The organism is Streptomyces sp. NPDC059788, assembly GCF_042732265.1.
In the GTDB taxonomy this organism is placed as follows: domain Bacteria; phylum Actinomycetota; class Actinomycetes; order Streptomycetales; family Streptomycetaceae; genus Streptomyces.
On the sequence record NZ_JBHWHY010000032.1, the window covers coordinates 14,456 to 38,255 of the forward strand.

Genomic DNA, 23,800 nt, shown 5'->3' on the forward strand with positions numbered 1-23,800 from the left:
TCAGCCGTTACGGAGCGCCTCCGCCGTCGCCCGCACCGAGTCCATCGCGCGGCGGTGCAGCCCGCCGCCGAAGGTGACCCGGGACGCGCCCGCCACACCCAGCTCGCGCGGGGACGGGCCGCCCGGTATGGCAATGGCGTTGACCGGCAGCTTGATCCGGTCCGCCAGTTCCCGCAGGACTTCCGGCGGGGCGAGGATCGGGTAGACGCAGTCGGCGCCCGCGGCGGCGTACCGCAGCCCGCGGTCGACCGCCTCCGCCACCTGCGCCGCCAGGTCCGTCCCGCCCGGATCGCCTGCCGCGCGCAGGAACACATCGGTACGGGCGTTGATCACCAGCTCGTCGCCCGCAGCGGCCCGGATCTCCGCGATCCGGTCCGCCTGCCGCGCCGCGCCGGTGAGCTGCCCCCGCTCGCTGTCCTCGATGTTGCAGCCGACGGCGCCGGTCGCGGCGATACGTTCCACCAGCTCCCGCGCGGGCAGCCCGTACCCGGCCTCCAGGTCCGCCGTCACCGGTACGTCCACGGCCCGCACGATCCGGGCGACCGCCGCGAACATCTCGTCCGGCGGCGTGCTCCCGTCCTCGTACCCGAGCGACGCCGCGATGCCCGCGCTCGGCGTCGCCAGGGCCGGGAAACCGGCCGCCGCGAAGATCCGCGCGCTCTCCGCGTCCCACGGGCCGGGCAGGACGAGCGGGTCGTCCGCCGCCCGGCCGTGGTGCAGGGCACGCAGGGCGGCTGCGGTCACGCCCCGCCGCCGATGGGCTGGCGGACCGCGACGTTGATGCGGTTCCACATGTTGATGGTGGTGATCAGGGAGATCAGGTGGGCGAGTTCGGGCTCGTCGAAGTGGGCGGCGGCGCGCTCGTAGACCGCGTCCGGGACGAATCCGTCGGTCAGGACGGTGACGGCCTCGGTGAGGGCGAGGGCGGCCTGCTCCTTGGCGGAGTAGTGGCCGGTGGCCTCCTCCCAGGCGTTGAGGAGGTGGATGCGCTCCTCGGAGACTCCGGCCTTCTGCGCGTCCTTGATGTGCATGTCGAGGCAGAAGGCGCAGTGGTTGATCTGCGAGGCGCGGATCAGGACCAGCTCGGCCAGGACGTCGTCGCCCAGGCCCTTCTTCGCGGCGAGGTGCGCGTTCAGCAGGGGCTGGTAGACGCCCGGGGCGCGCTTGTAGAAGTCGAGGCGGGGGGAGTCGGTGGTGGTCGTCATCATGCCTGCCCGGGAGTCATGCGGGTGGTCACGCCGAAGCGGTTCCACGCGTTGATGGTGGTGATCAGGGCGATCAGCTGGGCCAGTTCGGCCTCGTCGAAGTGGGCGGCGGCGCGCTCGTAGACCGCGTCCGGCACGAAGCCGTCGGTGAGGACGGTGACAGCCTCGGTCAGGGCGAGGGCGGCCTGCTCCTTCGGGGTGTAGTGGGCGCCGGCCTCCTCCCAGGCGTTGAGGAGGTACACGCGCTCCTCGGTCTCGCCCTCCTTGCGGGCCTCCTTGATGTGCATGTCGATGCAGAAGGCGCAGTGGTTGATCTGCGAGGCGCGGATCTTCACCAGGTGGACCAGCGCCGGGTCCAGGCCCTTCTTGGCGGCCGCGTCGAGCGCGACCATCGCCTTGTAGACCTCGGGCGCGTTCCGCGCGATGGCGATCCGGGGTTGATGGTGTCCGTGCTGGGGATTCGTCGTCATGACAGTGACGCTACGCCGACATTGGCGCACGGGTATGGTCCATTCGTATGGACGATTCCTGGGCCACTTTCGGCCGTGACCTGCACCTGGACCTCACCGGTCCCGGCGGGCTGCGCGTCTGCCTGATGCGGTCCCTGCGCGAAGCCGTCCGTACGGGCCGCCTGACGCCCGGCACCCGGCTGCCGTCCTCCCGTACGCTCGCCGCCGACCTCGGCATCGCCCGCAACACCGTCGCCGACGCGTACGCCGAGCTGGTCGCCGAGGGCTGGCTGAGCGCCCGGCAGGGGTCCGGCACCCGGGTCGCCCGGCGCGCCGAACCGTCCCGCTCCGCACCGCCCGCCCGGCGCTCCGCCCGGACCCCGGTGCCCGACCGCCCACGCTACGACCTGCGGCCCGGCACCCCGGACGTCTCCGGCTTCCCCCGCGCCGCCTGGCTCGCCGCGTCCCGCCGCGCGCTCACCACCGCCCCCAACGACGCGTTCGGCTACGGCCCGCCCCTCGGCCGCCCCGAACTGCGTAAGGTGCTCGCGGACTACCTGGCGCGCGCCCGCGGCGTGCGGACCGACCCCGAGCACGTGGTCGTCTGCACCGGCTTCATGCAGGGCCTGGGCCTGCTCGCCCGCGTCCTGCGGGACTCGGGGGCGCGCGAGGTCGGCACCGAGGCGTACGGCCTTCCCTTCCACCGCGACGTGCTGACGCGCGCCGGCTTGCGCGCCACCCCGCTCCCGGTCGACGGGCAGGGCGCGGACACCGGACGGCTGGCGGACCTGCCCGGCGTACGGGCGGCGCTGCTCACCCCGGCGCACCAGTTCCCCACCGGCGTACCGCTGCACCCCGACCGCCGCGCCGCCGTCATCGACTGGGCGCGCGCGGGCGGCGGACTGGTGCTGGAAGACGATTACGACGGGGAGTTCCGGTACGACCGGCAGCCGGTCGGGGCCCTGCAAGGACTCGACCCGGACCGCGTCGCCTACCTCGGCACCGCGAGCAAGAGCCTCGCCCCCGCACTGCGGCTGGCCTGGATGGTGTTGCCCGACCACCTCGTCGATCCCGTGCTGGCCCTCAAGAGCCAGGGGGAGTGGCAGACCAGCGCGCTGGAACAGCTGACGCTCGCCGAGTTCATGGCCTCCGGCGCGTACGACCGGCACGTCCGCGGTATGCGGCTGCGCTACCGGCGCCGCCGCGACCAGCTCGTCACCGCGCTGGCCGAACAGGCCCCGCACATCCGGGTCAGCGGCATCGCGGCGGGGCTGCACGTCGTCCTCGAACTGCCGCCCGGCACCGAGCAGTCGGTTGTTCAGGCAGCCCGGTGGCAGGGGCTGGCGTTGGAGGGGTTGAGTACGTTCGCGCACTCCGGGGGCCAGGGAGGGGCGGGTGGCGCCGGGGCGCGGGACGGGCTGGTCGTGACGTACGGCAGGCCGCCCGACCACGCCTTCGCGGGGGTCCTGGAGGCGCTGCTACGGGTCCTGCCGCCCGCGCCGTAGACCGCTCGCGGTGGGCCCCGGGCGTGAGTAGTCGCGGTACAGGAAGTGCCACTGAGATTGATCATGGTCGGCCAGCGCACGGGATACGGCTGCGTGGGGGCGGGAGTTCCGCGGGTTTCTGTACGGGCGGGCGTGGACCCACGCCGAGGCGCCGGTGGCGCTGTTCGACCACGCGGTGACATGGCTACGGAAGAACCGGGTGCTGCTGCCGGGGGTGTCGGTGCCGGCCCGGCAGGTGCCGGAGGCCCGTACGGCGGCCGAACGGTAGCGGGCCTTACGCCCGTGGCGGGACGGCAGACGAGCTCAGAGCTGGGTTTCGCCGCCGTCCACGGCCAGCTCGATGCCGGTGGTGTACGTGGCATCGAAGGCGAGGAATGCGGCCGCCTTGGCGAACTCTTCGACGGTGCCGTAGCGCTTCATGGGGTTGCTCGCGGTCCGCTCCGCCCTGAACTGGTCGGCGGCCTCTTTGGACAAGTTCATCGTTTCCAGAATCCCCGAGTCGATGGGACCCGGGCTGATCGCATTGACACGGATTCCCCGCGGAAGCAGCTCGCGGGAGAAGGTGCGAGCCATCGAGCGCAGCGCCGCCTTGCCGGCCGCATAGACGCTGGTGTCCACCATGCCGATGACGTTCGCGATCGAGGTGGTGAGGACGATGCCGGCGTTCGCGCTCAGCAGCGGAGCGAGCTTCTGCACAGTGAAAAAGGCGCCCTTGACGTTGATCGCGAACAGCTCGTCGTACACGTCCTCGGTCGTCGTCTTGAGGGGCGTGAGGGGGGAGATGCCGGCATTGACGAACAGAGCCTCGATCGAGCCGAGCTCGCTCTCTACACGGCCGGCGAGCATATCCAGGTCGGACAGCGAGGCCGCATTCGCCCGGACGGCCACGGCATTCTCGCCGAGCCGCTCGCGTGCCGCGTCGAGCTTGTCCTGAGAACGGCCGGTGATCACCACGCGGGCTCCGCCTCGCACCAGCCGCTCCGCCAGCGCGAGCCCCATGCCGCTGCTGCCCCCCGTGATCACTACATTCTTCTCGCTGTACTCACCCATAACGAGATTGCTCCGTTCCGTCATCAAAAGGGTGTCGATATATCCGGATGCCGCTGAGCGTGAAGCGAATCAGCCGATGGTTTTGATCTTCAGGCCGCCTGTGGTGACCGTGCGGATGTGATCGCTGGCGAGCAGGTCGTGCGGATTGCCGAGGTCGATGGCGCTGACCTCGTCGAGGCGGGCCAGCTGGGAAGGAGCGAGATCGACCTGGAGGGCACCCAGGTTGTCCTCCAACTGCGCGATGGTGCGGGCGCCGATGATGGGTGCCGTCACGCCCGGGGCGTTCAGGGCCCAGGCCAGCGCGACCTGGGCGGGTGTGCGGCCCAGCTCCGAGGCCACCTCCTTCACCGCGTCGGCAATGGCAAGGTTGCGGTCGGTGACCCACCCCAGGGCGACGTTGAGGCTCTTGCGGCTGCTGGCGGTTTCGCCGACCACGGAGCCCGCCTGGTTCTGGTCCTCCCGGCTGTACTTGCCGGTGAGTACCCCGCCGCCCAACGGGGAGAAGGGGACCACGCCGAGTCCCATCTCGCGTGCCATCGGGATCAGGTCACGCTCCGCGGTGCGCGCGACCAGGCTGTACTCGGTCTCCAGTGCGACCAGTGGCGACCAGCCGCGCAGGTCGGCGATCGCCTGCATACGCGACACCTGCCAGGCCGGGGCGCTGGAGATCGCCACGTACAGCACCTTGCCCTGCCTCACCAGGTCGTCCAGGCCCCGCAGTATCTCCTCCACCGGCGTCCTGAAGTCCCATACGTTCACGTAGAGCAGATCGATGTAGTCGGTGTTCAGCTGCCGCAGACTGGCTTCCACCGACGCCAGCATGCTCTTGCGGTGGGTACCCCCGGAATTCGGGTCACCGGGCTGACGCAGCGTCGAGTACTTCGTCGCCAGCACCATCTTGTCGCGGTTGGTGCGGGCGAATTCGCCGAGCAGCCGCTCGGAGCTGCCGTTGGTGTAGGTGCTGGCGGTGTCGAAGAAGTTGCCGCCGAGCTCGGTGTAGCGGTCGAAGAGCTTGCGCGCCTCGTCGCGCTCGGCGCCCCAGCCCCACTCGGTGCCGAAGGTCGCCGTGCCCAGCGCCAGCGGTGAGACCCGGAGTCCGGAACGGCCCAGCAGCCGATAGGTGTCGAGAGTGAGTGCCATCGTGTTCTCCTGTGAGGTGCGGGTCGTGGCGTTCGAGAGGCGCGGATCGGCGGTCGGCTCGCCCGGGTTTCAGGCGCCGGGCCCGTGGCCGCCGGCCCCGGTGATGTCCTGGCCGGTGATGCAGCCGGCGGCGTCCGAGGCGGACTGCGCTCGCGCGAGGGACTCGCTGTCCGTGGCCGCGCCTTGGTAGCGGCGGGCGGGCAGCGGCTCGGCCGTCGCTCTGCCGATCGCGGTCGTTCCCCCGGCGATGGGAGCTGCAGGCATGGCAAACCCTCCGTCGCTGAAGCGATGGGTGGGACCACCCGTAATCGGGGACCTCCCCGGTTGTCTCACCGTACACTAAACGGGGGAGTCCCCGAATCGTTCCCGAGCCTCATCCGCCACTCACGATCGCGAAGGTCATGACACCTCCACGCAGCACCCTGCGCGCCGACGCGCAGCGCAACCGCGAGCATCTGATCGCCACGGCCACCGAAGCCTTCGCGTCCGGACGCGCGATCTCGCTGGACGCGATCGCCAAACGCGCGGGAGTGGGGAACGCCACCCTGTACCGGCACTTCCCCACCCGAGAGGATCTGGTCGAAGAGGTCTACCGGGACCAGATCCGGCCCTTGCGCGAAGATGCCCGCACCCTGCTGGCCACCAAGCCGCCCGCGCAGGCCCTCCACGCGTGGATGCTCCGATTCGCCGACTGGGCCGGTGAACGACGCGGAATCTGCGAGGCCCTGGTCGCCATGAGCGCTTCCGGCCGCTTCGGCACCGGACCGGTCTGCGACGAGGTCCAGCAGGTCCTGGCGATGGTGCTTGAGGCCGGTGCCACAGCAGGAGAACTGCGCAGCGACATCGACCCGGTCGAGGTAGGCGGCATCCTCGCCGGTCTGCTCTCCGTAGCCGGCGCGCCCGACCAGCGCCCCCAGCTGAACCGAATGCTGGACGTCGTCGTCGACGGACTCAGGCCCCGCTGAGCGATACGCCAACGGTTCGGCGGGGCGTCGGCCGACGCCGGACGGCTTGGCTGCGGCCGCGGCGGTCGTGGCGCCCCAGACCTTGGTGAGGACCGTCGGGATGGTTGCGTACGTTCGCGCTGACGCGGATGTCGCCGCCGGCCGGCACGGGCCTGTCCCCCTGGTCGACGCGGGCACTGGCCGGCCACCTCAAACGGTGCGAGGGCATCTCGGTGTCCTGGCATTACGTCGCCCGCGTCTGGCGCGAGGAGCACCTCCAGCCGCACCGCATCGGCACCTTCAAGCTGTCGAAGGACCCCGCATTCGCGGACAAGGCCGCCGACGTCGTCGGACTGTATCTGGGCCCAGCCGGCGATGCTGTGGTGCTGTCGGTGGACGAGAAGACCCAGATGCAGGCACTGGACCGCACCCAGCCGCTGCTGCCGGTGGCCTTCGCGGCCGGCGAGAAGCGCACATCCGATTACGTGCGGCACGGCACCACGAACCTGTTCGCCGCCTTGAACGTCGTCACGGGCGAAGTACTGGGCGAGTGCAGAGCGAACCGGACCATGATCAATCTCAGTGGCACTTCCTGTACCGCAACTACTCACACCCGGGCTCCTCGGCTTCCGGCGCCCCGGCCGTCATGCCGACGGGCCCGGACGCTACCGCCGTTCCCGGCCTGTCCGCCGCTCCGGGCTCCTCCGCCGTTCCCGGCCCCTCCGCCCCAGCCTCCTCCGGCGCCTCCCCGAACCGGGCCAGCGCCAGCGCGCCCACCACCGCCAGCGCGAACCCCGCGATGCCCAGGGGCGCCAGTCCGGCACGGGTCCGGTCGCCGAGCCAGACCACGCCGACCAGCGCGGGCCCGAGCGTCTCACCGATGACCATGCCCGCCGTGGCCGCCGTCACCGAGCCGCGCTGGAGGGCCGAGGTCAGCAGCAGGAAGGCCGCGCCGCCGCCGACGAGCAGGGCGTACGTGGCGGGGTTGGACACCAGCGACGCCGGTGAGAGGTCGGGGATCAGGCGTACGGCTACCTCCACGACGCCGAAACCGAACCCGGCGCCCAGCCCCAGCGCCGCCGCCCGCGCCCGGTCGGGCAGCCGCCCGGCCAGCGCGCCACTGGCCAGGATCGCCAGTGCGACGGCCAGCGTCCCGAAGCGCAGCGCGGTGGAGCCCGTGCCCTTCCCCTCCGCGCCCGAGGCCAGCCCCAGCAGGGCCAGCCCGCCGCAGACCACCGCCACGGCCGCCCACTCCGCCCGGCTCAGCCGCACCCGCAGCAGCGGCACGGCGACGACCGCGGTCACGGCCAGGCTGGCGGCGAGGGCCGCGCCCACCGCGTAGATCGGCAGCGAGCGCAGCGCCACCAGTTCGAGGAGGAAGCCGCAGCCGTCCAGGGCGAGGCCGAGCAGGTAACGCCACTGGCCGAGGACGCGCAGGAGAAGTCTGGGATCCACCCCGGAACCCGTGCCGGTCCCGGGGGCGGTGGCGCGGGCTGCCACCGCCTGGAGAACCGAGGCCGTACCGAAGCAGACCGCCGAACCGAGCGCACAGATCATCCCAAGCAGCACACATCGACTGTAGGCGCGGTGTTCGACGCGGGCCCGTTGCGGCGGCACGGGCCATGGCCCTTAGGCTGACGTGGCTGAAAACTGTTGCCACGGATGTACGGGGGAAGGCAAGGGATGGCAGAGCACACGAAGGCGCGGCGGAGGCTGCGGTCGAGCACGGTGGTCCTGGGCAGCATGGGGGCGCTGGCGGCAGCGCTCACCTCCTGCGGCTCGGAACCGGACAAGCGCTGCGTCGACCGGAACAGCTACGACGCGGTCAAGGGCTACCGGGTCATCGACTCCAAGTCCTGCAAGAGCGGCAGCGGGTCCAGCGGCAGTACGGGCGGCACGGGGTCGTCGTCCGGCAAGAACAAGGGCACCGGCGGGGGCGGCAAGAAGACCGACGGCCAGTGGTACTACGGCTCCGACGTCAACGGCCGCTACGCCGACTCCGGCACGTTCAGCCACAGCACGGCCGTCAACCGCGGCGGCTTCGGCTGCTCCGGCTCCAGCGGCGGGTGACGGCGGTGCGGCAGGAAACGGACTCCGCGGGGGCCCGCACGTGAAGCGGCACACCATACAGCCGCGCCCCGGCTGGCAGCAGACCGTCGAGGCGCAAGGCCTGATCTACCCGCTGACCCGCTACCCGGACGACTCGCTGCGCCCGTACTGGGACGAGAGCGCCTACTACTCCTTCACGCTGCCCGAGGTCGAGGCGCTGGAGGAGGCCGTCGAGGAACTGCACGGCATGTGCCTGGCCGCCGCCGCGCACATCGTCGAGCACCGGCGCTTCGCCGACCTCGGCATCGACGACCCGCGGCTGGCGGACCTGGTCGCCGAGTCCTGGCACCGGCGCGCCGAACTGCCCAGTCTCTACGGCCGGTTCGACCTGCGCTACGACGGCACCGGGCCCGCCAAGATGCTGGAGTACAACGCGGACACGCCGACCTCGCTCGTCGAGGCGGCGGGCCCGCAGTGGTTCTGGATGGAGGAACGGTTCCCCGGCGCCGACCAGTGGAACTCGCTCCACGAACGGCTGGTCGAGGCCTGGCGCAAGCAGGCGAAACTGCTGCCTCCGGGCGCGCCCGTGCACTTCGCCCACTCCGCGGGCGACGAGCTGGGCGAGGACCTGATGACCGTCGCCTACCTGGAGGAGACGGCACGCCAGGCCGGGCTGGAGACGGTCTCCATCCCGGTCGAGGACATCGGCTGGGACCACCTGGCGGGCCGCTTCGTCGACCAGCGGCTGCGCTTCATGCGGGCCTGCTTCAAGCTCTACCCGTGGGAGTGGCTGGCCACCGACGAGTTCGGCCCGCACGTCCTGGACACCCTCGACAACGGCGGCGGCACCGGCAGCACCCTCTGGATCGAGCCCGCCTGGAAGATGCTGCTGTCCAACAAGGCGCTCCTGGCGATCCTCTGGGAGCTGTACCCGGGCCACCCGAACCTGCTGCCCGCCCACCTCGACGGGCCGCGCGAACTGGCCGAAGGGCCCGGGTACGTGGCCAAGCCGCTGCTCGGCCGCGAAGGCGCCGGCGTCACCGTCCACGAGCCAGGCGCCGCCCCGGTCGTACGCGACGAGCCGTGCTGCTACCAGGAGCTGGCCCCGCTGCCCGACTTCGACGGCAACCGGGTGGTGCTCGGCGCGTGGGTCGTCGAGGACGAGGCGGCGGGGCTCGGCATCCGGGAGTCGGCGGGGCTGGTCACGGACGAGTACGCCCGCTTCCTGCCCCACGTGATCCTGTGAGGCGCGCCCCCTGCGGCCACGCGGCCCGGAAGGGGCACGGCCGCGCGGCCCGGAGGGGGCACGGCCGCGCGGCCTGAAGGGGAGCGCGGCCCCCGGTCACCCGGCCAGTACCGTCCGCAGCTGGTCCAGCCCCCAGTCCAGGTCCTCCTTGGTGATGACCAGCGGGGGCGCCAGCCGGATCGTGCTGCCGTGGGTGTCCTTGACCAGCACGCCGCGCTCCATCAGCCGCTCCGAGATCTCCCGGCCCGTCCCGAGGGCCGGGGCGATGTCGATCCCGGCCCACAGCCCGCGCCCGCGCACCGCCTCCACCGCGCCGCCGCCCACCAGCGGCCCCAGCTCGTGGTGCAGGTGCTCGCCCAGCTCCGTGGCGCGCTGCTGGTACTCCCCGGTCCGCAGCATCGCGAGGACCTCCAGCCCCACCGCGCAGGCCAGCGGATTGCCGCCGAACGTCGAACCGTGCTCGCCCGGCCGGAACACGCCCAGCACCTCGCGCGAGGACACCACCGCCGACACCGGCACGATGCCGCCGCCCAGCGCCTTGCCGAGCACATACACGTCCGGCACCACGTCCTCGTGCTGACAGGCGAAGTCCGCGCCGGTACGGCCGAGGCCGGACTGGATCTCGTCCGCGATGAACAGCACATTGCGCTCGCGGGTCAACTCCCGTACACCCGGCAGGTATCCCGGCGGCGGCATCAGCACCCCCGCCTCACCCTGGATCGGCTCGATCAGCACCGCCACGGTGTCCTCGTCCACCGCGTCCGCCAGCGCCCGCAGATCGCCGTACGGGACGATCTCGAAGCCCGGCGTGAACGGGCCGTAGTCGGCGCGCGCCTCCGGGTCGGTGGAGAAGGAGACGATGGTGGTCGTCCGGCCGTGGAAGTTGTTGTCCGCCACGACGATCTTCGCCCGGCCGTCCGGGACGCCCTTGACCCGGTAGCCCCACTTGCGGGCGGTCTTGACCGCCGTCTCGACGGCCTCCGCGCCGGTGTTCATCGGCAGCACCATCTCCATGCCGCAGAACTCGGCGAGCCGCGTACAGAACTCGGCGAACCGGTCGTGGTGGAAGGCGCGGGAGGTGAGCGTGACCCGCTCCAGCTGCGCCTTGGCCGCCTCGATCAGGCGGCGGTTGCCGTGGCCGAAGTTGAGCGCCGAGTACCCGGCGAGCATGTCCAGGTAGCGCCTGCCCTCCACGTCCGTCATCCAGGCCCCCTCGGCGGAGGCCACGACGACGGGGAGCGGGTGGTAGTTGTGCGCGCTGTGGGCTTCGGCGACGGCGATGCTGCGTTCCGTGGATGTCGTGGGGGTCACCATTGACTCCGTTCGGTATACGGGCGATTGCGGGCACGAAATTCCCGTTGAGCGGACGGTATGCGAAGAAAGGTTGCGCCGCACACCCCCCGATAGACTGGCCTCGCGCACCGCGACTGGCGCACGGGGAAGCGACCCCGAGGGAGCGGCGCGCGGCCGTTCAGCCACGGCCCACCACGAGGTGTCGCCCCGCCTGGGCACCCCGGGAGCACGACCGGTAAGCCGAACCGCACCCGATCGCCCCGGAGGACCTCATGAGTCATCTCCTGCCCCATCCCGCTCTCGCCACGGCCGACCCCGAGCTGGCCGCCCTGGTCGGTGCCGAGGAGCGGCTCCAGACCGAGACGCTGCGCTTGATCCCGTCCGAGAACTACGTCTCCACCGCGGTCCTCGAAGCCACCGGCACCGTCCTGCAGAACAAGTACAGCGAGGGATACGCGGGCCGTCGCTACTACGAAGGCCAGCAGAACATCGATCTTGTCGAGCGGCTGGCCATCGACCGGGCCAAGGCCGTCTTCGGCGTCGAGCACGCCAACGTCCAGCCGTACTCCGGCTCGCCCGCCAACCTCGCCGTCTACCTCGCCTTCGCCGAACCCGGCGACACGGTCATGGGCATGTCGCTGCCGATGGGCGGCCACCTCACGCACGGCTGGGGCGTCTCGGCCACCGGCCGGTGGTTCCGCGGCGTCCAGTACGGCGTACGGGCCGACACCGCCCGTATCGACTTCGACGAGGTGCGCGACCTCGCCCGCAAGGAGCGCCCGAAGCTGATCTTCTGCGGCGGTACGGCCGTGCCCCGCACCATCGACTTCGCCGCCTTCGCCGAGATCGCCCGCGAGGTGGACGCCGTCCTGGTCGCCGACATCGCGCACATCGCCGGGCTGGTCGCGGGCGGCGCCCACCCCTCACCGGTGCCGCACGCCGACGTCGTCTCCACCACCACCCACAAGACGCTGCGCGGCCCGCGCGGCGCCATGCTGATGTCCCGCGAGCAGTACGCGAAGCCCCTGGACAAGGCGGTCTTCCCGGGCCTCCAGGGAGGGCCGCACAACCACACCACCGCCGCCATCGCGGTCTGCCTCCACGAGGCCGCGCAGCCGTCCTTCCGCGACTACGCGCACGCCGTCGTCGCCAACGCCAGGGCCCTCGCCGAACAGCTGCTGGCCCGCGGCTTCGACCTGGTCTCCGGCGGTACGGACAACCACCTGATCCTGATCGACCTCACCCCCAAGGAGGTCCCCGGCAAGATCGCCGCCAAGGCCCTGGACCGGGCCGGGATCGTCGTCAACCACAACACCGTCCCGTACGACACCCGCAAGCCGTTCGACCCGTCCGGCATCCGTGTCGGCACCCCCTCGCTGACCTCGCGCGGCCTGGACACCGGGCACATGCCGCAGATCGCCGACTGGATCACGCGGGGCGTGACCGCCGCGGGCGCGGGCGACGAGGCGGCCATCGCCACGATCCGCGCCGAGGTCGCCGAGCTGATGAGCGCCTACCCGGCGCCGGGGCTGGCCGCCGGCCCGTCCTGACCGGTGGCGGCGGGGGGCTGGGGCGGGCCGGCCGCTCAGCCCTGGTCCGCGCCCAGGTCCCGGCCCAGCCGTACCGGAAGCTCCACGACGCTGTTGCCCACGAACGTGGGCAGCGGCGACAGGTCCGCCTCCGGCACGGCCAGGGCCAGGTCCGGGAAGCGGTCGAACAGCGCCCGCAGCGCGACACCGGCCTCCAGACGGGCCAGCGGCGCGCCCGGACAGACGTGCGGCCCGTGTCCGAAGGACAGGTGCCGCACGGCGGGCCGCCGCGTCACGTCGAAGCGGTCCGCGTCCGGCCCGTACGCCTGCGGATCGCGCCCGGCCGCCGCGTACGAGGCGAGCACCGGCGCTCCCAGCGGGATGGTCGTGCCGTCGATGTCCAGGTCCCGGGTCGGGTAGCGGAACGGGAAGTTGGCCACCGGGCTGTCGTGGCGCAGCGTCTCCTCGACCACGTCCGCCCAGGCCGCCCGCCCGGAGCGGACCAGGTCCAGCTGGCCGCGGTCGGCGCACAGGGCCCGTACCGCGTTGGTGATCAGGTCCAGCGTGGTCTGGTGCCCCGCGGCGATCGTCAGCAACAGGGTGCCGATCAGCTCCCGTTCGCTCAGCCGGGCGTCCTCCTCGGCACATGCCGCGATGAGCGCGCTGGTCAGATCGTCGCCCGGCTTCGCGCGACGGGCCGTCACGACCTGGCCGAGGACCTCGACCAGCTCCCGGTTGGCCGCCACCGCCGCCTCCGGGTCGATGGTGGTGTTCACGACCAGCCCGGACAGCTCGTGCAGCCGGTCCCGGAACTCCTCGTCCACGCCGAGGAGTTCACTGATCACCCGCATGGGCAGCGGATAGGCGAAGGCGCTCCGCAGATCGACCGTCCCGCCGCCCCGTGCGGCCTGGGCGGGCAGCTCGTCGAGCAGCCCGGCGGTCAGCCGCTCCACCCGCGGCCGCAGCGCCGCCACCCGCCGGGGCGAGAGCGCCTTGACGACCGGCTCCCGCAGCCGCCGGTGGTCCGCCCCGTCGGCCGTGGTCATCCCCTCCACGGTCGCGAAGGTGGTGAGCGGCCAGCCGGGCGGGATACGGCCCTCGCTCAGGGCGGCGAAGTGGCAGGCGCTCTTGGCCACTTCCGGGTGGGTGAGGAAGTCGCGCAGGGTGTGGTGGCGGGTCACGGCGTAGCCGACGATGCCGCCGGGCAGCAGCACCGGCGCGGCGGCGCCGAGGGCCCGCAGCCGCTCACTGTCCGCGTGCCGGCCGGTGCCGGTGGGATCGAGCGGGTACGGGGCCGACGCGGGCGGCGGGCAGGCGGGACCTGTATCGGACGGACCGGCGCCGGACGGCTTCGTACCGGTCGGACCTGTGCCGGACGGCTTCGTGCCGGTCGGACCTGCGCCGGACGGCTTCGTGCCGGTCGGCTCCGGGGAGCCGCTGATCGCCATGCCGGAGGAGGAGGTGTCGGCTTCGGCCATGTTTCCACCGTCCCAGCTCCGGCCGGCCGGAACCAGGGCGCATACGGGGGCGCATCCGGGGGCGCGTACGGCTCGGGGGCCGCCCCGCCCCGGCTCGCGCCACCCCGTACACCCGGCCCGTCACCCCCGCGCTCCCACCGCTCCCCGGCCGCGCGCCGCCCGTGTCCGCGGACCTGAGACAATAAGCGTCATGGCCTCTGATCGTCCGCGTGTACTCTCCGGCATCCAGCCCACCGCCGGTTCCTTCCACCTCGGCAACTACCTCGGCGCCGTCCGCCAGTGGGTGGCCCTCCAGGAGTCCCACGACGCCTTCTACATGGTGGTGGACCTGCACGCGATCACCGTGCCGCAGGACCCGACGGCCCTCCGCGCGAACACCCGGCTCGCCGCCGCCCAGCTGCTGGCCGCCGGTCTCGACCCGGAGCGCTGCACGCTCTTCGTCCAGAGCCACGTCCCCGAGCACGCCCAGCTCGCCTGGGTCATGAACTGCCTGACCGGCTTCGGCGAGGCCAGCCGGATGACGCAGTTCAAGGACAAGTCCGCCAAGCAGGGCGCCGACCGCACCAGCGTCGGCCTGTTCACGTACCCGATCCTGCAGATCGCCGACATCCTGCTCTACCAGGCCAACCAGGTCCCGGTGGGCGAGGACCAGCGCCAGCACATCGAGCTGACCCGCGACCTCGCCGAGCGTTTCAACGGCCGCTACGGCGACACCTTCACCGTCCCGGCGCCGTACATCCTCAAGGAGACCGGCAAGGTCTACGACCTCCAGGACCCGGCGGTCAAGATGAGCAAGTCGGCCTCGTCGGTCAAGGGGATCATCAACCTCCTGGACGAGCCCAAGTCCTCCGCCAAGAAGATCAAGAGCGCGGTCACGGACACCGACACGGTGATCCGCTACGACGCCGAGGCCAAGCCGGGCGTCTCCAACCTGCTGACGATCTACTCGACGCTCACCGGCGAGTCGATCGCCGACCTGGAGAAGAAGTACGAGGGCAAGATGTACGGCGCCCTCAAGACCGACCTCGCGGAGATCATGGTCGAGTTCGTCACACCCTTCCGGGACCGTACGCAGGAATATCTGGACGACCCCGAGACGCTGGACTCGATCCTGGCCAAGGGTGCCGAGAAGGCCCGCGCGGTGGCCGCCGAGACGCTGGCCTCGGCGTACGACCGGATCGGGTTCCTGCCCGCCAAGCACTGACCGGCCGGGCCGGGGCCCACCACGCCCCGGCCCGCCGCCGTAAGGGGCCGTCGGGCCCGGGTGCGGCGGGACCAAGGGCGGTCGCCGCGACGACGGCCCACCCGGCACACTGGCATCCGGGGACAACGACAGCTTCAGGAGGGAGAACGCAGTGGGGACCGTAACGCTCGGCGTTTCGATCGCGGTCCCGGAGCCGTACGGCAGCTTCCTCCAGGAGCGGCGTGCGGGCTTCGGGGACCCGCACGCACACGGCATTCCCACGCATATCACCCTCCTGCCGCCCACGGAGGCCCGCGCCGAGGACCTGCCCGCCATCGAGGAGCACCTCGCGGAGGTCGCCGCGGGCTTCGGCCCCTTCCGGCTGCGCCTGGCGGGCACGGACACCTTCCGGCCGTTGTCGCCGGTGGTTTTCGTCAAGCTCACCGAGGGCGAGGCCGAGTGCACCGCCCTCCAGGAGGCGGTACGCGCCGCGTCCGGTCCCTGCGCCCGTGAACTGCAGTTCCCGTACCACCCGCACGTGACCGTCGCGCACGGGATCTCCGAAGAGGCCATGGACCGGGCGTTCGTGGCGCTGAAGGACTTCGAGGCCGCCTGGACGATCGACGGGTTCGCGCTCTACGAGCAGGGGGCGGACGGCGTGTGGCGGCTGGAGCGGAAGTATCCGTTCGGGGCGCCCGCGTCCGGCGTGCCGCGCCAGGCGGACCTTTCCCGGCCGCCTACGCCGACGCGGTAGGTCTGCGGGGCGGACGTACGAGGGTCCGGCGGCGCGCCGGAGCGGTAGCGCGCCGGTCCTGTAGTACGCCGGGACGCCGGCTCCCGCTCAGCAGTTCCCCGGTCCGGCGGCCCTCACACCGGCAGTTTCCGGAAGATTGCCCGCGGCATATGCCGAAGTACGGACATCACCGGCCGCAGCGCCCCCGGCACCCACACCACCTCGCTCCGCCGCCGCAGCCCCGCCTCGACCGCCTCCGCGACCGCCTCCGGCGTCGTGGCCAGCGGCGCGGGCTCCAGCCCCGCCGTCATCCTCGTCCGTACGAAACCGGGCCGCACCACCATCACGTGCACACCCGTGCCGTACAGCGCGTCCCCCAGCCCCTGCGCGAACGCGTCCAGACCGGCCTTGCTGGAGCCGTAGACGAAGTTCGAGCGCCGCGCCCGCTCGCCCGCGACCGAGGACAGCACCACCAGCGAACCGTGCCCCTGCACCCGCAGCGACCGCGCGCAGACCAGGCCCGCACAGACCGCGCCGGTGTAGTTGGTCTGCGCGACACGGACCGCCGCGGCCGGGTCGGCCTCCGCGCGCTCCTGGCCGCCCAGGACACCGAAGGCCAGCAGCACCATGTCGATGTCGCCCTCCGCGAAGACCTTGCCGAGGGCCTCCTCGTGGGCGCCGGTGTCCAGCGCGTCGAAGGGCACCGTACGGACCTCGGCGCCCAGCCGGCGCAGCCGCCCGGCCGCTTCCTCCAGGGCGGGGGAGGGGCGGCCCGCCAGCCGGACCGTACGGGTGCGGCGGGCGACCAGGCGACGGGCGGTGGCCAGGGCGATCTCGGAGGTGCCGCCGAGGATCAGGAGGGACTGGGGGGAGCCGAAGGCGTCCTTCATGGGGGTCCTTGGGGAGGGATGGGGTTTCCGGGCGGGGGTTCGGGCGTGGGGTTCGGGCGTGGGGGCGCGTGCGGGGGAGGGGCCGGGCGCGGGGGAGGCCGGATTGCGGGGCGTGGCGTCGGCGTGGCGCCGGGGCCGGGTCACAGGGCGAGGCGTCGCGAGAGGTCCGAGGTGAAGACCCCGTGCGGATCGAGGCGGGCCCGCAGCGCGCGGAACGCGTCCGCGCGGGGATACATGGCGTCGACCAGCTCCGGCCGCAGCCGAGCGTCCTTGGCCAGGTAGACCCGGCCGCCCGCCGCCGCCACCGCCTCGTCCAGCTCGTCGAGGAAGGGGCCGAGTCCGGGCAGCCCGGCCGGGATGTCCAGGGCCAGCGTCCAGCCCTCGGCGGGAAACGACAGCCACCCGGGACCGCCCGCGCCGAACCGTTTGAGCACGGCCAGGAACGACGGACAGCCGCGCGCCGCGATCCGCTCCACGATGCGCCGCAGCGTCTCCTCGGCCCCGAGACCGACCACGAACTGGTACTGCACGAAACCGCCGCGCCCGTATACCCGGTTCCAGTGCGGCACCCCGTCCAGCGGATGGAAGAACGCGGAGATCCGCTGGAGCTCCCCGGTCCGGCGCCGGGGCGCCCTGCGGTACCAGAACGCGTTGAACAGCCCCACCGACCGGCGCCCGAGCAGCCCCTCCGGCAGGCCGCGGGGAGCGGGCGGCAGCTGTCCGGGCCGGAAGGCGAGCGGAGCGCGGCGGGCCCGGCCGGTCAGCGCCTCCAGCGGCGCGTGGTCGCCGCGGGTCAGCACCGCGCGGCCGGTCGCCGCGCCGCGCGCGAGGAGGTCGATCCAGGCGACGGAGTAGCGGTAGCGGTGATCGGTGGCGGTCAGCCGCGCCAGCAAGTCGTCCAGGTCCGCCGCGCGTTCGGTGTCCACCGTCATCAACGACGTCCGTACGGGCACCAGGCGGAGCGTCGCGGCGAGGACCACCCCGGTCAGCCCCATGCCGCCGGCGGTCGCGTCGAAGAGGTCGCTGCCCGGCCGTACGGTACGCACCGTGCCGTCCGCCGTGAGGAGTTCGAAGGACCGTACGTGCCGGGTGAAGGCGCCCGCGACGTGGTGGTTCTTGCCGTGGATGTCCGCGCCGATCGCGCCGCCGACCGTCACGTACCGGGTGCCCGGCGTGACCGGCACGAACCAGCCCAGCGGCAGCAGCACCTCCATCAGCCGGTGCAGGCTGACCCCCGCGTCGCACACCACGACGCCCGCATCGGCGTCGACGGCCCGGACGCGGTCCAGGCCGGTCATGTCCCAGACCGCGCCGCCCGCGTTCTGCGCCGCGTCCCCGTAAGCCCGCCCCAGTCCCCGGGCGATGCCGCCGCGCGGCCCGCACCCCCGCACCGCCGCCACGGCTTCTCCGTACGAGCCGGGGCGGACCAGCCGGGCGGTGGTGGGGGCGGTGCGGCCCCAGCCGGTGACGGAGACGGCGCGGTCCGGGGTGGTGCGGTCCGGGGCGGTGCGGTCCGGGCCGGTGACGGGAGCGGGTCGGGGGCCGGCCGGGCCGGCGGGCGTCGACATGCCAGCGACCGTAATGCGGCTCTCGCGCGGATTGCCGCTTTCCGGCCCCCTCACGCGCGAAAAGAGTGATTAATGCGCCGGGCGGTGCGGTGGATGGGCTAATCGCGACGACACGGCGCACGAGGCCCCCGAGAGTCGGAGACGGAGCCCCCGAGGGGCTTGAGGGATAGGCGCCGGGCGGACCGCACGAAGCGGGCGGTCCGCCCGGCGGGCCGGCACGACCCGGATCGAGGTGACCCAGCTGTCCCCGCAAGAGATGGATCACCGCCTGCTCGCCGCGCTGCGTGCCTGCGGCTCCGACCCGCGGGTGGCCGCCGTGGCCCGCGCCCTCTCGCACGGCGGTGAGCACGGAGCGCTCTGGCTCGCCGCCGGTCTGGCGGGCGCCGCGGCCGACCGGCCCCGGCGCCCCGCCTGGCTCCGCGGTACGGCCCTGAGCTGCGGCGCCCACGTGCTGAGCGTGGGCCTCAAGCGCGTCGTGCGCCGCCCGCGCCCCCGGCTGACCGGTCACGCCCCCCTCGTACGGACCCTGGGCCCGCACTCCTTCCCCAGCGCCCACGCCGCCTCCGCCACCGCCGCCGCCGTGGCACTCGGCGCGCTGCGGCCCGCGGGCACGGCCCTGACCGTCCTGGCCGCCGCGATGTGCCTGTCGCGGCTGGTGGCGGGCGTGCACTACCCGTCCGACGTGGTGGCGGGCGCGGCACTCGGCGCCCTCACGGCGCGCGCGGGCGACTACGGCTCCAAGCGCAACCGCGCGTACGGAGACGGCGGCTACGGCTACGACACCGGGCGCAGCCACCCGTCCAGCGGCGACGGCTCCGGTCCGGGGTGCCCCCGCCCGTCCAGCGGCAGCGGATACGGCTCCGGATACAGCACCGGACACGGCTCCAGGCGCCCCCCACCCCTCCGAAGGCGGCGCCCGTGACTGAACGCACCGCCGTCCTGGACGAACCGCCCGGCCCCGGAGCGGCCCCCGCCGCACCGCCCGGCCTGCGGGCCCGAGCGCTCGGCCTGCCCCTGGGCCTGCTGCGCACCGCCCGCCCGCGCCAATGGGTCAAGAACGTCCTGGTGGCCGCCGCGCCGGCCGCCGCCGGCGAACTCTTCCTGCACCGGACCCTCCTCCAGCTGCCCCTCCTCTTCGCCCTCTTCACCGGCGCCGCGTCCGCCGTTTACCTCGTCAACGACGCGCGGGACGCCGCCGCCGACCGCGCCCACCCCGACAAGTGCCGCCGCCCGGTCGCCGCGGGAGAGGTCCCCGTACCCGTCGCCTACGTGGCCGGCGGGCTGCTCGCCGTCCTCGTACCGGCCGCGGCCGCCGTGCTGTGCAACCCCGCCACCGCCGCCCTGCTCGCCGCGTACCTCCTGATGCAGCTCGCCTACTGCGTCAGCCTGAAGAACGTCCTGGTCGTCGACCTCGCCGTGGTCACCACCGGCTTCCTGCTGCGGGCCATGACCGGCGGCCCCGCGCTCGGCATCCCGCTGTCCCGCTGGTTCCTGATCACCGCGGGCTTCGGCGCGCTGTTCATGGTCGCCGCCAAGCGCTACTCCGAGGCGCTCCGGGTGGCGGCGAAGACACCGGAGGACCGGGGCGAGACCCGGCCCCTGCTGCGCGAGTACAGCGACGGCTACCTGCGCTTCGTATGGCAGCTCGCGGCGGGCGGCGCCGTCCTCGCCTACTGCCTGTGGGCACTGGAGAGCGGCGGCACGGCCGCGGGCGCCCTGCCGTGGCGCCAGCTGTCCATGATCCCGTTCATCCTCGCGGTCCTGCGCTACGCGGTCTTCGCCGACCGGGGCACGGCGGGCGCCCCGGAGGACGTCGTGCTGCGCGACCGTCCGCTGGCCGTCATCGCGCTGGCCTGGGTCGGGCTGTACGCGATGGCCGTCGCGGACGTATGAACGCAGCGAGCGCCGCCGCCATGCCCCAGGGCCCCGACCGCCCCGCCCACCCGGCGCACACCGCCCGTCAGGGCGGCCCGGACCGGCGGCGGGGCCGGTCACGCCTGCGCGCCCTCGCTCCCGAACTGCTCGGCTTCGCGGTGGCCGGCAGCTTCGCGTACGCCGCCGACCTGGCCCTCTTCGTCTGGCTGCGCGGACCGGCCGGCCTCGATCCGTTCACCGCGAAATCCCTCTCCTTCCTGGCCGGCTGCACCGTCGCGTACGCCGGGAACGCGATCGGCACCTACCGCGCCCGTACGCGCCCGGTACCACCCCCGCACGGCGGACCCGGCGCCCGCACCCCCGCCTCCGTACGCCTCCGCCGCTACGCCGCCTTCCTCGCCGTGAATCTCGCCGGCGCCCTGGTCCAACTGGCCTGCCTCGGCGTCTCGCACCACGTCCTCGGCCGCACCTCCGCGGCGGCCGACACCGTCTCGGGCGCGGGCGTCGGCATGGCGCTGGCGACGTGCCTGCGTTTCTGGGGTACGCGGACGCTAGTGTTCCGCCACGCGGGCGGCATACCCGCACAGATGGTGTCGAAAGCCGATGAAGGGTAGGCGGGGCCCATGGAATGGTTGAGCAAGCTGCCGGTCATCGGCCCGGCCGTGTCCTGGCTGATGACGACGCACCTGTGGCGGGCGTACGAACGGATGTCGCTCGTGCACTGGACCCGGCTGGCCGCCGCGATCACGTTCACCAGCTTCGTGGCGATCTTCCCACTGCTGACGGTGGCCGCCGCGATCGGCGCCGCCCTGCTCAGCGAGCAGCAGCTGCACGACCTGCAGAAGAAGATCGCCGAACAGATCCCCGGCATCTCCGGCCAGCTCGACTTCGGCTCACTCGTCGAGAACGCCGCCACCGTCGGCACCATCGCCGCCGTCGCCCTGCTGTTCACCGGCGCCGGCTGGGTCGAGTCGCTGCGCGACTGTCTGCGCGCCGTCTGGGAGAAAGACGACGAGGACACCAACTTCTTCGTCGCCAAACTCAAGGACGTCGCCCTGCTCCTCGGCCTGGGCGGCACCGCCCTGGTCTCGCTGGCCTGCTCCGCCTTCGCCACGGCCGCCGTCGGCAAGGCGGCCGGAGCCCTCGGCCTGGCGGAGGGCGGCGTGGGCAGCGTGCTGCTCACCGCCGCCGGCTTCTGCATCGCCGTACTCGCCGACTTCCTCCTCTTCGCCTACGTCCTGACCAAACTCCCCGGCGTCCACCCGCCGCGCCGCGCCGTCGTCATCGCGGGCTTCATCGGCGCCGTCGGCTTCGAACTCCTGAAACTCCTGCTCAGCGGCTACCTCAAGGGCGTCGCGGCCAAGAGCATGTACGGCGCCTTCGGCACCCCGATCGCCCTGCTCCTGTGGATCAACTTCACGGCGAAACTGCTGGTCTTCTGCTCGGCGTGGACAGCGACCGAGCGGTGCGACCCGGAGTCGGTCCGCAGGTCGCTGGACTGCGACGAGGGGGCCGCGACGAAGGGGCACCCGGGCGGGGCGGCCGGGGAGGCCGACGGGGCGGCCGGTGAGGCTGCGGAGGCCGACGGGGCGGCTGGGGCGGGTGTGAAGTCCGGGACGGCCGACGGGGCGGCTGCGAAGCCCGGGACGGCCGGTGAGGCCGCGGAGCCCGAGGGGGCCGGGTCGAAGCCGCCGTCCCCGTCCGCCCGGAAGACACCACCCCCCGACTCGGGCGCATCGGCGTCCTGACACGGGCCGGGGGCGGGCCGCGCGAACGCCCCGCCCCCGACCCCTCACCCCGTAAGGCTGTACCTCAGTACCTCAGTACCTCAGTGCCGTCCCCCACGCCGCCGCATCAGCTCCGGGAGCGGCCAGCGGCGATGCACCGCAAGAGCCAGCCCGCCCAGCAGCACCAGCGCGCCACCGGTGATCGCCAGTGCGGTCCACGCGCCGCCGGACCCGCCGGACGCGTCCTGCATCCCGGCCCGCGCCTTGTCGCCGTCCAGCTTGGCGCCGCCCGCGCGCGCGTCGCCCTCCTCGCTCTTCGGCCCGACCAGCCTGCCGACCGGCTCGACCTTGTCCGCCGCCGCGAAGCCCCAGTCGAAGAGCTTGGCCGTCTCCTTGTACGCCTCGTTGTGTTCCTTCTTCTCCGGGTTCATGACCGTGACGAGCAGCTTGCGCTCGCCACGCTGCGCGACCCCGGTGAAGGTCGAACCGGCGTTGGTGGTGGAGCCGTTCTTCACGCCCGCGATGCCCGGGTACGGCTTGACGTCGTAATCACCGCTGAGCAGCCGGTTCGTGTTCTGAATACCGAACGACCCGCGCTTGCCGTCCTTCACCTCACCCGGGAACTGCGCGCTCGCCGTGGAGCAGTACTCCCGGAAGTCCGCGTTCTGCAGCCCCGCGCGCGCGAACAGGCTCAGGTCGTACGCGCTGGAGACCTGCCCCGGAGCGTCGTAGCCGTCCGGCGTCACGACGTGGGTGTCCGTCGCGTTCAGCGCCTCGGCCTGCTTCTGCATCTCCTGGACGGTCTTGGCCGTACCGCCGTTCATCGCGGACAGCGTGTGCACGGCGTCGTTCCCGGAGCGCAGGAACACCCCCAGCCACAGGTCATGGACCGTGTAGCTCAGATTTTCCTTTATCCCCACCAGGCTGCTGCCGTCGCCCATGCCCGCCAGGTCGGCCGGCTTGACCGTGTACTTCTGGTTCTTGGGGAACTTCGGCAGCACCGTGTCGGCGAACAGCATCTTCAGCGTGCTGGCCGGCGGCAGCTGCCAGTGCGCGTTGTGCGAGGCCAGCACCTTGCCGCTCTCGGCGTCCGAGACGATCCAGGACCGCGCCGTGAGGTCGTCCGGCAGCTTGGGCGCCCCCGCCTTGAGCCGCACCTGCGTACCGGCCTGCCCCAGCAGCCCGCCCCCGACCTTCGACATCTCCGCGGGCGGCGCCGGAGCCTTCGGCACGTGCTGCCCGCCCTTGCCGTCCTTGGGCTTCTCGTCGGCGTGCGCGGGAGCGGCGAGCAGGAGCGGCGGCAGCAGTACGGCGGTGCCGGCCAGGGCGGCGGCCGTACGGGTGAGCGCGTACCGCGCGGTGACGGTACGGCCCGCACCGCCCCGTACGGCGGGCACGGGCCCGGACGCCGCGGCGGTCGGATGAACGGCTGAAGTGATCGGCACGTCGGTGAACGTACCCGTCGGCGCGGGCGCCCCGGACACCACCCCACGGAAGAGTGCCCCGGCCGCCCGCCGGATGGAGCCGCTGCCCATACTGGATTCCATGAAGCTCTCGCGCCCCGTTTCCTGGTTCCTGCTCGCCTTCGGGGTATGGAGCTGGTTCATCTGGATCACTTTCGCCAAAAACCTCTGGAAGGACGGGAGCGGCCTCGCCTTCGACGACGCGGGCGACCCGACCGCCTACTTCTGGGTCCACCTCGCGCTCGCGGTGACGTCCTTTCTTTTGGGGACGGCAATCGGAGTGCTCGGGTTCCGCGGCGTCCGAGCCCTGCACAGGCCCACTACCGAGCCCACCGCAGAGACCTCCACCACAGCCCCCTGACTCCGGCCCCCGCACACCCCGACGCCCCGTCGTCAGTGCGCCATCTCACACATGCTCGGACGAGGCCGCCGGTATGCACGGACCGGCCCGGGATCAGCCGGTCGTCGACCTC

The 23,800-nt window shown here is 72.8% G+C and carries 23 protein-coding genes and 2 pseudogenes; 13 read left to right on the top strand and 12 right to left on the bottom strand.

Features of this window, described 5'->3' with window-relative positions:
* The 3 genes from ACFV57_RS26395 to ACFV57_RS26405 are packed head-to-tail and all read right to left on the bottom strand — an operon-like array spanning position 1 to position 1,675.
* Positions 1–744, bottom strand: coding sequence for an isocitrate lyase/phosphoenolpyruvate mutase family protein (locus tag ACFV57_RS26395; RefSeq protein WP_385237220.1), 744 nt, complete (start codon positions 742–744; stop codon positions 1–3).
* Entirely contained in the window at positions 741–1,205 is a 465-nt protein-coding gene (locus ACFV57_RS26400) for a carboxymuconolactone decarboxylase family protein (RefSeq protein WP_385237492.1), read from the bottom strand. The genes ACFV57_RS26395 and ACFV57_RS26400 overlap by 4 nt, the downstream gene beginning before the upstream one ends.
* Entirely contained in the window at positions 1,205–1,675 is a 471-nt protein-coding gene (locus ACFV57_RS26405; RefSeq protein WP_385237223.1) for a carboxymuconolactone decarboxylase family protein, read from the bottom strand. Before ACFV57_RS26405 ends, ACFV57_RS26400 begins: the two co-directional genes overlap by 1 nt.
* Before the next feature lie 47 nt (positions 1,676–1,722).
* Here ACFV57_RS26405 and ACFV57_RS26410 point away from each other — a divergent pair, with 47 nt between their 5' ends.
* Positions 1,723–3,159, top strand: a complete 1,437-nt coding sequence (locus tag ACFV57_RS26410; RefSeq protein WP_385237226.1) for a PLP-dependent aminotransferase family protein — start codon at positions 1,723–1,725, stop codon at positions 3,157–3,159.
* Between the two features lie 82 nt (positions 3,160–3,241).
* Positions 3,242–3,424: pseudogene (locus tag ACFV57_RS26415) on the top strand (DUF4158 domain-containing protein); the annotation flags it as partial.
* Between the two features lie 38 nt (positions 3,425–3,462).
* Here ACFV57_RS26415 and ACFV57_RS26420 read toward each other — a convergent pair.
* The 3 genes from ACFV57_RS26420 to ACFV57_RS26430 form a co-directional block, all read right to left on the bottom strand.
* Entirely contained in the window at positions 3,463–4,209 is a 747-nt protein-coding gene (locus ACFV57_RS26420; RefSeq protein ID WP_385237229.1) for an SDR family oxidoreductase, read from the bottom strand.
* A gap of 69 nt (positions 4,210–4,278) precedes the next feature.
* Positions 4,279–5,349 carry an aldo/keto reductase gene (locus ACFV57_RS26425; RefSeq protein WP_385237232.1) on the bottom strand — a complete coding sequence of 357 codons (1,071 nt, stop codon included), beginning with the start codon at positions 5,347–5,349 and terminating at the stop codon, positions 4,279–4,281.
* Positions 5,350–5,418: 69 nt separating this feature from the next.
* Positions 5,419–5,613, bottom strand: a complete 195-nt coding sequence (locus ACFV57_RS26430) for a hypothetical protein (RefSeq protein WP_385237237.1) — start codon at positions 5,611–5,613, stop codon at positions 5,419–5,421.
* 137 nt (positions 5,614–5,750) lie between these two features.
* On the opposite strand from ACFV57_RS26430, the gene ACFV57_RS26435 reads away from it, so the two are divergent.
* Positions 5,751–6,314 carry a TetR/AcrR family transcriptional regulator gene (locus ACFV57_RS26435; protein ID WP_385237240.1) on the top strand — a complete coding sequence of 188 codons (564 nt, stop codon included), beginning with the start codon at positions 5,751–5,753 and terminating at the stop codon, positions 6,312–6,314.
* A 582-nt stretch (positions 6,315–6,896) separates the two neighbouring features.
* On the opposite strand, the gene ACFV57_RS26440 is transcribed toward ACFV57_RS26435, so the two are convergent.
* Positions 6,897–7,850 carry a hypothetical protein gene (locus ACFV57_RS26440; protein WP_385237495.1) on the bottom strand — a complete coding sequence of 318 codons (954 nt, stop codon included), beginning with the start codon at positions 7,848–7,850 and terminating at the stop codon, positions 6,897–6,899.
* Positions 7,851–7,976: 126 nt separating this feature from the next.
* Here ACFV57_RS26440 and ACFV57_RS26445 point away from each other — a divergent pair, with 126 nt between their 5' ends.
* Together ACFV57_RS26445 and ACFV57_RS26450 are read left to right on the top strand one after the other, a co-directional pair.
* Positions 7,977–8,363 carry a hypothetical protein gene (locus ACFV57_RS26445; protein ID WP_385237243.1) on the top strand — a complete coding sequence of 129 codons (387 nt, stop codon included), beginning with the start codon at positions 7,977–7,979 and terminating at the stop codon, positions 8,361–8,363.
* Between the two features lie 40 nt (positions 8,364–8,403).
* Positions 8,404–9,588, top strand: a complete 1,185-nt coding sequence (locus tag ACFV57_RS26450; protein ID WP_385237246.1) for a glutathionylspermidine synthase family protein — start codon at positions 8,404–8,406, stop codon at positions 9,586–9,588.
* Between the two features lie 96 nt (positions 9,589–9,684).
* Here the strand turns inward: ACFV57_RS26450 and rocD are convergent, their stop codons facing one another.
* Positions 9,685–10,899 carry an ornithine--oxo-acid transaminase gene (rocD, locus tag ACFV57_RS26455; protein WP_385237249.1) on the bottom strand — a complete coding sequence of 405 codons (1,215 nt, stop codon included), beginning with the start codon at positions 10,897–10,899 and terminating at the stop codon, positions 9,685–9,687.
* Positions 10,900–11,153: 254 nt separating this feature from the next.
* On the opposite strand from rocD, the gene glyA reads away from it, so the two are divergent.
* Positions 11,154–12,431: a serine hydroxymethyltransferase gene (gene glyA / locus ACFV57_RS26460; RefSeq protein ID WP_385237252.1), complete on the top strand. Its 1,278-nt coding sequence runs from the start codon at positions 11,154–11,156 to the stop codon at positions 12,429–12,431.
* Positions 12,432–12,466: 35 nt separating this feature from the next.
* Here the strand turns inward: glyA and ACFV57_RS26465 are convergent, their stop codons facing one another.
* Positions 12,467–13,888, bottom strand: a complete 1,422-nt coding sequence (locus tag ACFV57_RS26465; RefSeq protein WP_385237255.1) for a cytochrome P450 — start codon at positions 13,886–13,888, stop codon at positions 12,467–12,469.
* A gap of 190 nt (positions 13,889–14,078) precedes the next feature.
* On the opposite strand from ACFV57_RS26465, the gene trpS reads away from it, so the two are divergent.
* Both trpS and ACFV57_RS26475 read left to right on the top strand, forming a co-directional pair.
* Positions 14,079–15,092: a tryptophan--tRNA ligase gene (gene trpS / locus ACFV57_RS26470; protein ID WP_385237258.1), complete on the top strand. Its 1,014-nt coding sequence runs from the start codon at positions 14,079–14,081 to the stop codon at positions 15,090–15,092.
* 151 nt (positions 15,093–15,243) lie between these two features.
* Positions 15,244–15,825, top strand: a complete 582-nt coding sequence (locus tag ACFV57_RS26475; RefSeq protein WP_385237261.1) for a 2'-5' RNA ligase family protein — start codon at positions 15,244–15,246, stop codon at positions 15,823–15,825.
* 113 nt (positions 15,826–15,938) lie between these two features.
* Here ACFV57_RS26475 and ACFV57_RS26480 read toward each other — a convergent pair whose 3' ends face one another.
* Positions 15,939–16,694, bottom strand: coding sequence for a decaprenylphospho-beta-D-erythro-pentofuranosid-2-ulose 2-reductase (locus ACFV57_RS26480; protein WP_385237263.1), 756 nt, complete (start codon positions 16,692–16,694; stop codon positions 15,939–15,941).
* A gap of 140 nt (positions 16,695–16,834) precedes the next feature.
* A complete protein-coding gene (locus ACFV57_RS26485) occupies positions 16,835–18,262 on the bottom strand; it encodes an FAD-binding oxidoreductase (protein WP_385237266.1) in 1,428 nt (475 codons plus the stop codon).
* A gap of 256 nt (positions 18,263–18,518) precedes the next feature.
* Between ACFV57_RS26485 and ACFV57_RS26490 the strand changes: the two are divergent.
* The 4 genes and pseudogenes from ACFV57_RS26490 to ACFV57_RS26505 form a co-directional block, all read left to right on the top strand.
* Positions 18,519–18,989 (top strand): annotated as a pseudogene (locus tag ACFV57_RS26490) (phosphatase PAP2 family protein); the annotation flags it as partial.
* Between the two features lie 191 nt (positions 18,990–19,180).
* On the top strand, positions 19,181–20,155 hold the full coding sequence (locus ACFV57_RS26495) for a decaprenyl-phosphate phosphoribosyltransferase (protein ID WP_385237269.1): 975 nt from the start codon (positions 19,181–19,183) through the stop codon (positions 20,153–20,155).
* A 20-nt stretch (positions 20,156–20,175) separates the two neighbouring features.
* Entirely contained in the window at positions 20,176–20,751 is a 576-nt protein-coding gene (locus tag ACFV57_RS26500) for a GtrA family protein (RefSeq protein WP_385237498.1), read from the top strand.
* A 9-nt stretch (positions 20,752–20,760) separates the two neighbouring features.
* The gene (locus ACFV57_RS26505; protein ID WP_385237272.1) at positions 20,761–21,885 is read left to right on the top strand and encodes a YihY/virulence factor BrkB family protein; all 1,125 of its coding nucleotides are present in this window, start codon (positions 20,761–20,763) and stop codon (positions 21,883–21,885) included.
* Positions 21,886–21,965: 80 nt separating this feature from the next.
* Here ACFV57_RS26505 and ACFV57_RS26510 read toward each other — a convergent pair whose 3' ends face one another.
* Entirely contained in the window at positions 21,966–23,411 is a 1,446-nt protein-coding gene (locus tag ACFV57_RS26510) for a D-alanyl-D-alanine carboxypeptidase family protein (RefSeq protein ID WP_385237275.1), read from the bottom strand.
* Between ACFV57_RS26510 and ACFV57_RS26515 the strand changes: the two genes are divergently transcribed.
* Positions 23,410–23,688 (top strand): SCO4848 family membrane protein, encoded by a 279-nt coding sequence (locus ACFV57_RS26515; RefSeq protein ID WP_385237278.1) that lies wholly within the window; start codon positions 23,410–23,412, stop codon positions 23,686–23,688. The two genes, ACFV57_RS26510 and ACFV57_RS26515, sit on opposite strands and share 2 nt — an antisense overlap.
* Positions 23,689–23,800 lie beyond the last annotated feature (112 nt).